This is a genomic window from Caballeronia sp. LZ008 (assembly GCF_031451435.1).
In the GTDB taxonomy this organism is placed as follows: domain Bacteria; phylum Pseudomonadota; class Gammaproteobacteria; order Burkholderiales; family Burkholderiaceae; genus Caballeronia; species Caballeronia zhejiangensis.
On the sequence record NZ_JARUXK010000002.1, the window covers coordinates 722331 to 736079 of the forward strand.

7 protein-coding genes are annotated in these 13749 nt (G+C 68.6%); 3 read left to right on the forward strand and 4 right to left on the reverse strand.

The genetic code is table 11. The features are described from left to right. Window positions 1–35: 35 nt before the first annotated feature. The 4 genes from tssA to QCE49_RS17735 are packed head-to-tail and all read right to left on the reverse strand — an operon-like array spanning window position 36 to window position 10334. Window positions 36–1058: a type VI secretion system protein TssA gene (gene tssA / locus QCE49_RS17720; RefSeq protein WP_250457044.1), complete on the reverse strand. Its 1023-nt coding sequence runs from the start codon at window positions 1056–1058 to the stop codon at window positions 36–38. A 9-nt stretch (window positions 1059–1067) separates the two neighbouring features. Continuing rightward, window positions 1068–6404, reverse strand: coding sequence for an S-layer family protein (locus tag QCE49_RS17725; protein ID WP_250457045.1), 5337 nt, complete (start codon window positions 6402–6404; stop codon window positions 1068–1070). A gap of 28 nt (window positions 6405–6432) precedes the next feature. Continuing rightward, on the reverse strand, window positions 6433–8166 hold the full coding sequence (locus QCE49_RS17730; RefSeq protein ID WP_250457046.1) for a ShlB/FhaC/HecB family hemolysin secretion/activation protein: 1734 nt from the start codon (window positions 8164–8166) through the stop codon (window positions 6433–6435). A 35-nt stretch (window positions 8167–8201) separates the two neighbouring features. Then, window positions 8202–10334: a CHAT domain-containing protein gene (locus QCE49_RS17735; protein ID WP_250457047.1), complete on the reverse strand. Its 2133-nt coding sequence runs from the start codon at window positions 10332–10334 to the stop codon at window positions 8202–8204. 163 nt (window positions 10335–10497) lie between these two features. Here QCE49_RS17735 and tssJ point away from each other — a divergent pair, with 163 nt between their 5' ends. From tssJ to QCE49_RS17750, 3 genes are all read left to right on the forward strand, one after another. Then, window positions 10498–10998 carry a type VI secretion system lipoprotein TssJ gene (gene tssJ / locus QCE49_RS17740; protein WP_008346442.1) on the forward strand — a complete coding sequence of 167 codons (501 nt, stop codon included), beginning with the start codon at window positions 10498–10500 and terminating at the stop codon, window positions 10996–10998. Window positions 10999–11073: 75 nt separating this feature from the next. Then, on the forward strand, window positions 11074–12414 hold the full coding sequence (gene tssK / locus QCE49_RS17745; protein WP_250437620.1) for a type VI secretion system baseplate subunit TssK: 1341 nt from the start codon (window positions 11074–11076) through the stop codon (window positions 12412–12414). An 18-nt stretch (window positions 12415–12432) separates the two neighbouring features. Then, a complete protein-coding gene (locus QCE49_RS17750; RefSeq protein ID WP_008346439.1) occupies window positions 12433–13749 on the forward strand; it encodes a DotU family type VI secretion system protein in 1317 nt (438 codons plus the stop codon).

Genomic DNA, 13749 nt, shown 5'->3' on the forward strand with positions numbered 1-13749 from the left:
TGGCCGGATTGAAGACTCGATTCGAGAACCCGCGCTCACTGCGGCCTCGTCCCCGCGATCAGATGAATCTGCGCGAGGCTGTCGGGCGCGAGATCCTGCATCACCGCGAGAAAATCCTTGCCCATCAATCCGCGCGCGCGGCGGATCAACAGCGGCGCGGGATTGGTCGGCTCGGTGCGTTCGAGAAACGCGCACACCGCGTCGAGCGCGGCGAGCGCATCGTCGCGCGTCGCGATCTCGCCGGGGCGGGCAATCGCGCGACGAAGCGTCGGCGCTTCTTTCATCGTCGTGATGTCGGCGGATGCTTCGGGCGCGTCCGTCGAAGCGAACGCGCGAAACTGCGCGGCGACGTGACGCGTCGCGATCGTCAGCGCGGTCATCGAAGGCGCGCGTTCCGCGCCGAGCTTCTCCGTCAGGCAAGCGCACAGCGTCTGCACGGCGCGCGGCAGATCGAGCCCATTCGCGAGAAGCTCGGCGTCCTGCGCCACGGCATCGGCGAGCATGCCTTCCACGCGCGCCGGCGTCGCGGCGTTCGCGCCTTCCTCCGGCGCGAGCCTGCCCTGCGCCACCAGAATGTCGCGCACGGCGAGCCGCTCGCCATGCACGCGACACACTTCGCATTCGCGCAGATCGTGCAGCAAGGTCTCGGCTTCCGCGAACGGCGTGTAGGCATCGGCGAGCGGCGCAAGCGCGTTGATGCGCAATACGGCATCGTTGTCGTCATCGTGATCGAGCGGCGGGAAGAGGCCGTCCCAATAGCGCTCGACGAGGCCCGTCAGCAGGCGCAAACCCGCATGAAAGCCCGCGAGTCCGTGGACATGCGCCGCCGCGCGCGTCCACGCAATCGCCACGCGCACATCCTTCGAGCGCGCGAGCAGCGCGTCGCCCTGCTCCAGCACGTCGTTCCACGGCGGCGGCTCGACGAGCACGTCGAACTGACGCTGCGGCATGCCGCGCGCGAGCGCTTCGAATTCGAGAAACGCCGCGTCGTATTCCAGATCGATGCCTGCGGGCGGCGTCGTTTCTGTCGGCGCGAGGAGCGGTTCGATGTCGATCATCGCGGTTCCTCAAAACTCGCCGCAGCCGTGCTGTCCGTTCACGACCAGACAGTTGTTCAGATTCGGCCGCGAGCGCACGCGCTTCCATTCCGCCGCGAGCGCGTCGGCGTCGCCTTCGGGCTGTTGCAGCGCGAGGATCGGCTCGTTCGTGCCGACGCAGATGTTGACCGCGCCCAGATTGCTCTCGTAGACGAAGGTCTGTTCCTGCGCCGTAAAAAGCGGCTGAAGTCCGCTGGTGTTGAAAACGGCGCCCTGAAGCTGCATCGGCGTGACGGTCAGCGTGCCCGGCTCCACGACGACGTTGTAGCCAACCGGCGACGAAAACGTGCCGTCGATGCCATACACGCCCGCCGCCGATATCGTCGTCGCGGACGAGCCGAGCCGTCCCGCGACGACGGACGTGCTGCGCCGATCGCCGGCGAGCAGACCGCTGACGTCGAAACCGAACGCGCCGTTCGCTCCGCCTTGCTCGCGCGTTTGACTGCCGATGGTGACGGTGACCGTCGGCCGGTCGGCGTAGACGAAGTGGTTGCCGTCCGCCGGCACGACGCTCTGCGACGGCTGCCCGTTCCAGCTACAGAATCCGCCGTAGACGCAGCCGTAGAAGTTCGGCAGCGCGCCGCCCGGATCGACGCCGTTGCGGTTCTCGCCGTTGCGCGTCGCCGCCCAGATGCGCCACGCGTTGCCCGCGCCGATCGTGCCGCCCGACGCGTTGTCGAAGACGCCGCGCTCCATCACGAGGTCGATGCTGCCGCCCGCGCTCAGGTGCGTCGGCGCGCCGGGCGTGCCGGGTGTTCCGATCGCGATCGCGCCGCCATCGGAAATCGCGGTGAGGTCGCCGGTGACGTTCGGCTGCGATCCGCCGATTCTGGCGAGGTTGCCCGTCGCGCCGTCGAAACCATTGGCGCTCGCCGTGCCGATCGTGAAGCCGCCCGCCGTCGCAAACCGCACGTCATGCGCGCCCGACAGCGCGAGCACTTTGACGTCGTTGCCCGCGTCGGCGAGATCGAAGTCGCCGCCGCCCGCGAGCAAAAGCGTCTGCGCTTTTATGCCGCCCGGATCGGTGACGCGACCGGACGAATCGAGCGCGAGCGTCCTGTCCGGCATCGCGGCGCCCGAAGGCAGATCGATGCCCTGGCTGCCCGCGCCCGTGTTCTGCAGCGTGAGGTCGTGCGCGAAGCCTTGCGGCAGGCTGACCGTGATCTTCCCGGTCTGTGTCGACGAGCCGATGACGACCGTCGCGATGTTCGACGCGATCGCGCCGAGCATCGACGGTCCGATGCCGAGGCCGCTGCTTGCGCCGAGCACGTTGATCGCCTGCGCGTTGTCGCCGACGATGCCGAAGTCCGCGCCGACCTTGCCGGGCACGAACACGACCGTGCCGAAGCGCGACGAGAACGTGCTGCCGGAATCGTCGAACACGAAGCCGTATTTGCCCGAGTTCGACGCCCGCACGACGATCGTGCCGTGGTCGCCCGCCGAGAGCGTCGCCCGGTTCATATACAGCGCGGTGGCGGCGTCGGCGGGTGTCGATGCCGTGACCGACACCGTCTGCGCGGGCGCGTTGGCCTGAAGCGTCACATCGGCGAGCGATACGCCTTTGCCATGCGCGCCGTTCGCGTCGAGCTGGCCGTTGGTGCCGCCGCGAATATCGATCGAACCGTTCGCCGAGCCGACGACGCCGCGATTCGACGACGTGCCTGCCAGCGCCACGCCGTCCGCGCCGCTGCCCAGACCGTAGATCGTGACCGCGCCGTCGGCGTGCAAGCCGAGCGCCGGGCTCATGCCCGCCACGAACACGCCGTAGGCGGCGATGCCATCGGGCGCGGTGCCGCGAATCGACAGTCTGCCGCCGCTTGCCGCGACATCCGATGCTTCGAGATGCACGCCGTCGAAATGAACCGGTTCTTCGTTGCCCTCGATCGCCGGAACGTAGCGCCGCTTGCCGTTCGCCGACGTGCCGGTGATCGACACGTCCGCGCCGGTCGATGAGATCCGCGCGTTCTGCGCGTACACACCCGCGCCCGCGACGGCGGCGCTGCCGCCGCCGGCCGTCGCGCCCGTTCCCGTAATGCTCATCGCGCCGCCGGTGCCGAGCGACGTGCCGATGATCCGCACGCCGTTGCCCCCGACACGCCCGGGCGAACGCTGCACGACCGCCCCGGTGCCGTGAACATCGACGTCGCCGCTCGCGGACAAAATCACCGGAACGATCCCGCCAGCGCTCGTGCTGAGCGAAGCCCGCAGCAGGCTCACGCCGTCGCCGGTCACGCTGCCGATGCCGGTCGACACCGAGGTCGAAGTCGAAAGCGAGGCCACGGTCTGCACGGCGGGCCCCTTGCCGTCGATCGAAATGCGGCCCGTCTGCGTCTGCACGAGCGGTGCGTTCGCCGTGCTGATCGAGTTGATGCTCGTGGAGACGGACGCCGCCACCATGCTCACGCCGGAACCCGACACCGATCCGGTGTTGAGCGCCTGCACCTTCGGCCCGTTGCCGTTGAGCGTGATGCTGCCCGCGCCGCCTGTGCTCAGCGCAACCGACGATCCGCCGATGGCGATGCCCGAGCCGCCGACCGTTCCGCCGCTCACGGTTCCCGTGACGCTCGCCCCGTTGCCCGTAACGAAGATATTGCCGGCGTCCGAAACGACGGACGGGCTGAAGGGAAAGCCTTGGCCCCCGTCCGCCGCGATGCTCACGCCCGAGCCGGACAGCGTTCCCCCGGTCAGGTTCGCGATCGTGGTCGCGGAGGCCGAAATCGAGACGTTGCCCGAGCCGGTATGCACGAGCGGACCGACGCCCGAGCCGAGGAATTCCGGCCGGAACATCACGCCCGCGCCGCTCACGCCGCCGAACGCGGTGCCGATCGACATCCCGTTGCCGATGATGTTCACGTTTCCCGACCCGGTCCGTATGACCGTGGTGCTCTGGTCGAGGCGTGCCGTCGGCGCGATCAGGACGCCGCCGCCGCTCACCGAGCTGACCGCGCTATCCATCGCCGGTCCCGTACCGGTGATGGAAATGTTGCCCGTCGTGGTACTCAATAGCGCCGTCGACGGACTGAGCGATGCCGGACGAAGCGCGACGCCGTATATGTCGGTGAACGTCTGCACGCGCTCCTTGGTGGTCGGCGCGCTGCCTGTGATGCTGATGTTGCCCGACGACGTGCGCAGGCTCGATGTCCCGCCGATGGCGACGCCCGCCGGCGCCCCGAAGTCGCCGCCGGCCTGCCCCGACACAGAAATGTCGCTGACCGAAGTGGCGATGCTCGAACTGCTGATGGTGACGGGCGCATAGGCCTGGTTCTTCGTTAGGCCCACGTCCGTGTCGCTGATCCCGAAAATCGTGTCCGGAACCTTGAGCGTGCCTTGCCCGTTGATCGTCACCGAGCCGCTCGCGAGACCGGTCGGGCCTTGCGGCACGGTCGTGTCGATCCTGGAGTCGATGATGCCGACCGCCGCGCCGTCGAAGCGCTTCGCGGCCGCGGGCGTCCCGGCAACGCTTTGCGGCACGCCGATGGCCAGATAACCGCCATTCGTGCTGATCGACGCGCCGGAAAGCAGAATGTTGCTTTGCCCCGAGGCGCCCGTGTTCGCGTCGAGCACGACGTTCAGCTTGCCCGCCGGCCGCTGGTCGCCCGCCGCGCCGCCGATGGTTCCGAGCACGGTGATGGAGCCGTTGGCGTTCAGCGTGAGCGTGCCTTCGTTGTCGGCGGCGGTCTTTGTGATGCTCGTCCCTTTCAGCATCGTGATGTCGCCGTTGTATTCGCCTCCGCCGTCCTTGCTGGTCGAGATCGTCACCGACGCGCCCCGGTCCAGTTGCGACGTGATGTCCGACGCGAGCACGTAGCTGTCGCCCGCGCCCGGCGTGAACGTCACCGGATTCGTCGTCGTGGAAAGAGCCGGACCCAGGCTCGTGCTGAGCGCCTGAAGCGAGCAGCATGACGTGCTGTCGGTGGTGCCCGTGCTCACGCTCGACGGCGCCGTATTGACGATTTCGATGCTCGACGGATCGAGCAGCCATTGCCCGCCGTGCCCGCGCAGCGCCTCGACGTGAATCCGCGCACCGTCCGTCGCCAGATACTTGCCCGACGTCTCGACGAGCCCGCCGTTGCCGCCGCCCGGCCCGCCCTTCGCGGAAAGCTCGCCGTACACGCGCGCCGCTTCCGTCCCGAACATGACGATGTTGCCGCCGTCGCCCGCGACGAGCGCATCGGCCATGACGTGCGCGTTCGGGCTCATCCAGAGCGCATCGGCGTTGACGATGTCCGGCGCCTTGCCCGCCGCACCGCCGCCCACACGCACGCGGCCGCCGCCGCCCGCGCCGCTCGCGTCGACACGCGCACCGTCGCTCACCGCGACGTGGTAGCCGGTCACGTCGATCTGTCCGCCCTTGCCCGAATCGGGCGCGCTGACATCGACGCTGCCGCCGATATCCGTCTCGCCCGCCGATCCGCCATTGAGCACGATGCGCCCGTTGCGCGACTCGACGCTCCTCGCGCGCACCGTGCCCGTCTGGTTGAGCACGCTCGCCGCGGCGTCGTCGGCGGCGCGCGCCGACATCACGATCTGTCCGCCGTCCGCCTGCAGCGTCCCCGAATTGCCGATGAGCGCGTTCGCGACCTTGTCGTTCACCTTCAGCATCGTGAGGCCGTCGCCCGCGAAATCGAGCGTGATGTCGCTGCCCGCGCCGATCGCGATCTTGCCGAGCGTCGCGCTGACGAGTCCGCTGTTGTCGACCTGCGCGCCGAGCAACGCGACCGCGCCGCCGGTCGCGGCCGTGATTGATCCTTGGTTCGACACCTTGCCGGCCGCCGCGCCGCCCTGCGCGAAGTGATATTTGCCCGCGAGAAACGCGTCGTTCGAAATGCCGAGCGTCGATGCGACGAGCGATCCCACATTCACCGATGCCCCGCGCGCGAACACGACGCCCGCCGGATTCACGAGAAACACTTGCCCGTTCGCGTTGAGCTGCCCCGCGATGCGGCTGACTTCATTGCCGACGACGCGATTGAGCAGCACCGCCTGCGCCGACGGCTGCGAAATATCGACGCGCTCGTTGCCCGCGATCGAAAACCCGTTCCAGTTCACGATGCCCTTCTGCGAGCCTTGCGTGATCGTCATCGACGTCGCGTTTGGCCGGTTGACCGTCACGCTGCCCGCCTGAACCTGCTCGCCGACCGGCAACGCGAACGCGCCCGGCGCCGCGACGACCACGAGGAGCGGCAACAGCGCGGACACCCTCAGATCGGCGCCCATGTGACGGGCGGCGCGTCTGGCGAAACGCCTGATCGCGCGCTCCCATTCCCGGCGATGCCTGCGGGTCCGTAGGCAGGTGATGTCGCTCATGTCGAACTCCTCGTTTCCTGTTTCCGCGCTAGAACGATTTGGATACCTGCACGTAGACGCGCGGCACCTTGTCGTCGCCGGTGGTGTCGGCGCGGGTCGTGCGCCAGGCCACGCTCGCATCCACGGTGATGCCGTACGGCCCGCTCCAGAACGCGCCGAGACCCACGCCGCTGCGCGTCACGGTGTTCGCGCCCTGTCCGGGAATCGAGCGCGCGTTGTAGCGGCCCACGCCGATATCGAAAAACGTCGACAGCGTGAGCGACGGAATCACCGCATAGCGAAGCTGGGCCGTGGCGATCAGCCCTTCATCGACGACGGATTCCGACGGCGAATACGCGCGCACCGCACGCGGCCCGCCGAGCGTGATGCGCGACGAGCTGTCGAGGTTCTGGTTCGCCCATTGCCCCGACACGCCGATGAAAAAGCTCGTATTGCGCGTGATCGCGTTCAGGCGATTGGCCTGCATCGTGAGGCGCACGCTGTTGCCTTGCGTGTTGCGCCCGAACGGTCCCTGATCGATGGCCTCGGCGAGCGCCGAATCGATGTTCAGATGCGCGAACGCCAGTTGCACGTCCGCGCTGTTGAAGCCGCCGCCGAGAAAGCTGTCGCGGCTCTCGTACGACAGCCCGACGCTCGCCACATACAGCTTCTGCGGATTGTCGAAGCTGACGCTGTCGATCTTGTCGGTGAGCGAGCGGTATTCGAGCGCGCCGCGCAACAGCAGGTTCTGGCTGCGCGAGCGGATCAGCGGATGCGACACCGACGCGGTGACGACATCCGCATCGCCATGCGCGTTCAGCGAGGAGAACTGCTCGCCGAGGTAGTAATACAGATGCGAATACGCGATGCCGGCGCGCGTGCCGCTCGCATCGACGGGCGCGTCGTAGCCGATGCGTCCGTAGACGGTATCGGCGCGCTCGGCCGCGAGCAGGTTGATGTCGAGGTTGTCGCCGATGCCGAACGGCGACGCGAGCCGTCCCACCGCGCCGAGCCGCCAGCGCCCGGCGGGCGCCGCGCCGTAGTCGTCGACGGAAACCGCGAAGTTCCAGCGGCGCGTCGGCTCGACCGTCACGTTCAGATCGACGGTGCCGGGCGCGCTGCCCGTTTCCAGCGCCGAGCTCACGCGAATGCCGGGCAGGTCCGACAGCAGGAGCATCGTGCGTTCGAGTTCGGTTTGCCGCAGCGGCTTGCCGGGCTCGATCGCGGCGAGCCGCGCGCGCACCATCGATTCCTTGACGGGCGCGCCGGGCGCCATCGTCAGCCGCACGCGGCCGATCTTGCCTTCGAGCACGGTGAACGTGACGTCGCCGTTCGTCACGTCCTGCGGCGGAATCACGACCTGCGCGAGCGGATAGCCGCGCTCGCGATACGCCTGCGCGACCTTCGTGCTCATGGCGTTCAGATCGTTGATCGACACTTCCTGGCCGATCCTGTCGGAAACGAGCGCGAGCAGCGTGTCCGAGGGCAGCGTTTCGTTGCCCGCGAAACGAATGCTCTTCAGCGTGAACTTCTTGCCGTCCGGCACTTCCGGCGCGGCGGCCGGCGGCGCGGGCAGCGCGCTCGAACCGCCCGGCGGCGGCGCGGACGTCGACGGACGCGGCTGCTCGTTGAGCAGCGTGCCCGCGCTCGGCACTTGCGCCGTGCCCGGCATCGGCACCTGCTGCGCCCACGCGGAGAACGCGCTTGCACAGACGATGCCGACGCCCGCCGCACGCGCTTTCGAACGTGAGGAAAAGCATGGGGATTTCGTGGCGTGGTTCACTTCTGCAATCCTCACCGGTGATCGGAAAACGTCTTTCAGCGCGCGACCGAGAGCCGCCAGTTGCCCATCAGATCGAAAGGCGCCCAGTAGAACGGATGAGCGAACTTGCCGTCGGCGAGCACGGCGAGCTGCGCGTCGCGCATCGCGTCGATGGCTTCCTCGCCCTTCGTGAGCGCGCCGTAGAACGTGCGCATGGTGAGCGCGGTCGATTCGTCCGAAACGGGCCACATCGACACGAGTAATGCCGACGCGCCCGCATAGAAGAACGCCCGTGTGAAGCCCATGATTTCGTCGCCGCGCTCGATGCGCCCGAGCGCCGTCTCGCACGCCGACAACGTGACGAGCGCGACCGAATCGAACTTCAGGTTGTAGATGTCCTGCGCGAGCATCGGGTCGGGGCCGTCGGCGGGCTGTTTCGCGGGCGCGAGCAGCACGCGCGAATGCAGCGGATCGATGGTGTCGGCCTGCGCATGCGTCGCCACATGCACGATGCGGCCCTCGGGCGCGTTGTCGCTGAAGGTCTTGCGCGTGACGTCGCCTTGCAGAAAGGTCTCGCGCTGCGCGAAGAGCGGTCCGATCGCGCGGACTTCGGCTTCCGCGCCGGGCAGATCGAATTCCGGCGAGATGCGCGGATTGCCGAACGCGACGAGATTGCTCGCGATGCGCTGCTGCCGCCGCACGAGCTGCACCGCGATGCTCGCCGATGGCGCGAGCGCAAGCGCATGCCGCTGGATCAGAAACCCTTGCGCGTTCCTCAGCGCCTGAAACGGCATGTAATGCAGCGAGCCGTTCGGCACGATGACGATCCGTTCGTTCGGCCGCAAGCCGAGCGGCTGGATCAGGAGCGCATCGAGCTTCGCGCCGTAGGTCAGCGCCTGCGGACGTCCGCGGATGATCGACGTGCGGAAATCGCCGACGGCGAGCGTCATGTCCTTTCGCGGAACCGGCAGCGTGAAGCCCTGAATGCCGTCGCGGCGCACGACCCACGCGATCAGCTTGTCGGGCAGGCCGTGATATTCGACGATCGCCTCGCCGGGATTCAGCGCGCTCGTCACGTCGTCGAGCGAGAGCGCGCGGCCGTTCAGTTGCGTTTCATCGACGTTCGTCGCGAGCCGGTTGCGCACGACATCGAGCAGCGCGCGACTGCGGCTTCTCTCGGAAAGCGCCCACGCCTGCTTGTAGTCGCCGTCCTCGACGACGAGCGCGATCGTTTCCTCGAAGACCGTCTGCGTATCGGAGAACAGGCCGGTCTTGAACTCGTCGCTGCGAAAGCGCGCGCGGATCGTTTCCGAATCGTCGAGCGCGGCGAGCCAGGCTTCGCGCGCCTTGCCGCGGTCGCCGAGCGCGAGATACGCGCGGCCCATGCCCTCGTGCGCCCACAGGTTGTCGTAGCTCGCGTCCGAGCCGCCTTTTGTGGCGCTTGCGGAAAACGCTTCGAGCGCCGCCTGCGGCTTGTGCTCCGCGAGCAGCAGATTGCCTTCGATGCGCCTGCGCAACGGCGCAAGCAACGTGTCCTTCACGCCGGACGTTTCTTCGAACGTGGCGCGCGCGCCCGCCGCGTCGCCGGTCGCGATCTGCGCGTTGGTGATCGAGAGGAGCACCATCGGCCGATAGCGCGCCGACGCCGTCGCGAGCGCCGCGCGATATTCCCCGAGCGCCGCCGACGGATCGCCGCGCCGCGCCGCGATATCGCCGAGGATCTTGTGCGCGGGCGCGAGCACCTGCTCCGGATTCTTCCCGCCCGCCGCGATGGCTTCCTTCGCGTAGCGTTCGGCATCGTCGAGATCGCCCGCATAGCTGTACGCGATGGCGAGATCGCGCCGCGACAGCGCGGCGAGATGGGCGTTGTCCGTCTCCCGCGCGACGACGAGCGCCCGCGACGCCGCCTCGATGCTCTCGCGGAAATCGCCGCGCTCGGCCGCCGCCACCGACATGCTGCAATACGCGTAGCCGTCGAGCTTCACCTGATCCCGCGCGAGCAGGAGCCGCCCTTCCTGCGACAGCGTCGCGATGGTTTCCGCGTCGCGCACGCGGGCTTCGGCCTGACGCGCGGCCGGCGTGAGCGCCTGATCCGCCGTGGCCGCATGCGCCTTCTGCGCCGTCTGCGCGCAGACGTTAAGCATTGCAAAGAGCGCGAGCCCCGCGCATGTCCGCCCGATCGGTTTCACGAACGCCCTCCTCGATGACCGCCGCTTCGCACTGGCGCTACCGGCGAAGCGCCAGCGCGGTGCCCTCACTAGACGAAACACCGCGAGCGATTTGAAAAGCGCGGCGTTTTCGTTCGTCTGTTGTGGTGTCCGAAGCCACTTGCGAAGTCACACGATCCCAATGATGGAGAACCCGCGTCCGCGTCTTTGCGCACTGCTCTTTTGCGCGCTCGCGGCGAGCGCCTGCAAGTCGCCGCCGCCGCCGCCCGCGCCGACGGTCGTGCGTATCAGCGTGAGCGCGCTGGATGGCGCGAATCCCGATCACGCGGGCCGCCCGTCGCCGGTCGTCGTGCGCGTGTACGAGCTGAAGACGACGGCCGCCTTCGACAGCGCCGACTTCTTCACGCTCTACGGCAAAGAGCAGGCGACGCTCGGCGGCGATCTCAACGCGAAGAACGAATACGTGCTGCGGCCCGGCGACAGCCGCAGCGTCGAGCAGACGGTGCAGCCCGGCACGAAGTTCGTCGCGGTCGTGGCGGCGTATCGCGACATCGAGCGATCGCGCTGGCGGGCGAGCGCGCCGGTGCCGCCGAACCAGACGACGCTGATGAACGTGCGTATCGACGCCGCCGACGTATCGATCGCCGCGCAGCCCGCGCCGCCGCCATCGGGCAAGAAGAAGTGACAGCGCGCGCCGGTTTGCAAATCCGCCGCGCTGAATCGTTCTTTGAGCATCGAGCCCAAGCCCATACGAGGCACCATGACCTGGCACCAACGCATGATCTGGTCCGAGGGCCTGTTCCTCGAACCCCAGCACTTCCAGCAGCACGACCGCTTCATCGAGCATCTCGTGCGCTCGCACGCGCGCGCGACCGAGGCGTGGTCGTGGGGCTGGGCCGCCGTGATGCTCGACGAAATCGCGCTCGGGCTCGGCAAGATCGCGCTTGCGTCGGCGTTCGGCGTGCTGCCCGACGGCACCGCGTTCTCCTTTCCCGACGACTTCCCCGCGCCGCCGCCGCTCGACATTCCCGCCGGCACGCGCGACGAGCTCGTGTTGCTTGCGCTGCCGCTCGCGCGCGCGGGCGCAAAGGAATTCGACGCCGATGGCGCTGCCGATGGCCGCATCGACGGATTGCGCTTTCGCACGACGGATACTTCCGTCGCCGATATAACGACGAGCACGGACCGCGTCGCGCAGATTCGCGTCGGCGCGCCGAACGTGCGGCTCATGCTCGCGCGCGACGCGACCGACGCCTTCGCGACCATCGGGCTTGCGCGCGTGCTGGAACGGCGCGCCGACAACCGCGTCGTGCTCGATCCCGGCTACATCCCGCCGATGCTCCACGCGCACGCCGACCCGCGTCTCTTCGGCTATGCGCAGGAACTCGCCGGCCTCGTGCATCAACATGCGGACCGCCTGGCGAGCCGCCTCGCGAATCCGGGGCGCGGCGGCGTCGCGGAGATCGCCGATTTTCTGCTGCTGCAAACGCTCAATCGCTTCGAGCCGCAGTACGCGCATCTGTTGCAAGTGCCGCTACTGCATCCCGAACGCCTGTATCAGACGACGCTCGCGCTCGCCGGCGATCTCGCCGCGTTCGACGAGCGCCGCCGCGTGCTCGCGTATCCGCCGTATTGCCATGACGATGTCGCGACGTCGTTCGAGCCGCTCATGCGCGACGTGCGGCAACTGATCGGCATCGTGCGCGAACCCGACGCCGTCGCGATCGAGCTGCAAAGCCGCAAGCCCGGCGTGCGCGTCGCGCTCATCAACGATCTGGAGCTCGTGAAGAGCGCCGGCTTCGTGCTCGCCGCGAACGCGCAGATGCCGGGCGAAGCGCTGCGCACGCGCTTTCCGACGCAGGTGAAGATCGCGCCCGCTGAAAAGCTGCGCGATCTCGTCAATCTCGCGCTGCCGGGCATCGGCCTGCGCGCGATGCCGGTCGCGCCGCGGCAGATTCCGTTTCACGCGGGCTTTTCCTATTTCGAGCTGGATCGCGGCGGCGAGCTGTGGAAGGAGCTGGAGCAGACCGGCAACCTGGCGATGTACATCGCTGGCGAGTTTCCGGCGCTCGAACTCGAATTCTGGGCGATCCGTCATTGAGCGAGGTCATCGACGAACATGACGAACGACGACGATCCCTTCGCCGGATTCGAATCCGATCAGACGATGATCAAGCCCAACCCCGGCGCGCGGCGGCGCCGCGCGGGCGGCGGAAGCACGCAGGGACCGTTCTCGGCGAGCGGCGCGGCGGCCTCCGGGCAGCGCGCGTTCGACGCCGCCTTCGCGACGGGCGGCGCGGTGAATCCGCTGGTCGCCGCGTGCGCGCCGCTGTTGCAGCTCGCCGCGCGCATCCGCACGATGAGCGCGTGCGCCGATCCCGCCGCGCTGCGCGACGCGCTCGCCGCGGGCGTGCGCCGCTTCGAGGACGAGGCGCGCACCAATGGCATCCCGGCGGAACAGGTGACGGCGGCGCGCTACATCGTCTGCACGATGCTCGACGAAGCCGCGTCGGGCACGCCGTGGGGCGCGGGCGTCTGGGCGCGGCAAAGCCTGCTCGTGACGTTTCACAACGAGGCGTGGGGCGGCGAGAAGGTCTTTCAACTGCTCGCGCGGCTCGCGCAGAAGCCCGCGCAACATCTGCATCTGCTGGAACTGGCGAGCATGGTGCTCGCGCTCGGCTTCGAGGGACGTTACCGCGTGGCGGCGCAAGGCCGGCAGACGCTCGACGCGATCCGCGCGCGGCTGTATCAACTGATCCGCAAGGAGCGCGGCGAACCGGAGCGCGCGCTGTCGCCGCACTGGCAAGGCGTGCCGACGGCGCGGCGGCGCACGACCGACGTGCTGCCGGTTTGGGTCGTCGGCGCGTTCGCGCTGCTCGTGCTCGCGCTGGCGTGGCTCGCGATGAGCTTCCAGCTCGGACGCCTCTCCGATCCCGCGTTCGGCACGCTCGCCTCGATCCGCGCGGGTGCGCAGCGTCCTCTCGTCGTGACGCAGGCGGCGAAACCCCGTCTCGCGGAATTCCTCGCGCAGGAAATCCGCGATGGCCTCGTCGCCGTCGATGACCGCGTCGACCGTTCAGTCGTCACGCTGCACGGCGACAACGTCTTCAAACCCGGCAGCGCCGAAGTGTCGGGGCAGACGCGGCCGCTCATCGAACGGATCGCGGCGGCGCTGAAGGCGGTGCCCGGCAACGTGCTCGTGACGGGCCACACCGACGACCGGCCGATCCGCTCGGCGCGCTTTCCTTCGAACTGGGAGCTGTCGCAGGAACGCGCGGCGAACGTGCGCGACCTGCTCGCGGCGACAATCGCGCCTTCGCGTCTCAAAGCGGAAGGCAAGGGCGACGCCGATCCCGTCGCGCCGAACGATTCGCCCGCCGGCCGCGCGCGCAACCGGCGCGTCGAAGTGACGCTGTTCGCGAAGCCCGGGTCCTGA

What these genes read in the sequence shown, in the direction of transcription:
- QCE49_RS17725 (WP_250457045.1), bottom strand. Translation starts at nt 6,404, where the DNA reads ATGAGCGACATCACCTGCCTACGGACCCGCAGGCATCGCCGGGAATGG.
- QCE49_RS17750 (WP_008346439.1), top strand. Translation starts at nt 12,433, where the DNA reads ATGACGAACGACGACGATCCCTTCGCCGGATTCGAATCCGATCAGACG.
- tssA (WP_250457044.1), bottom strand. Translation starts at nt 1,058, where the DNA reads ATGATCGACATCGAACCGCTCCTCGCGCCGACAGAAACGACGCCGCCC.
- tssK (WP_250437620.1), top strand. Translation starts at nt 11,074, where the DNA reads ATGACCTGGCACCAACGCATGATCTGGTCCGAGGGCCTGTTCCTCGAA.
- tssJ (WP_008346442.1), top strand. Translation starts at nt 10,498, where the DNA reads ATGGAGAACCCGCGTCCGCGTCTTTGCGCACTGCTCTTTTGCGCGCTC.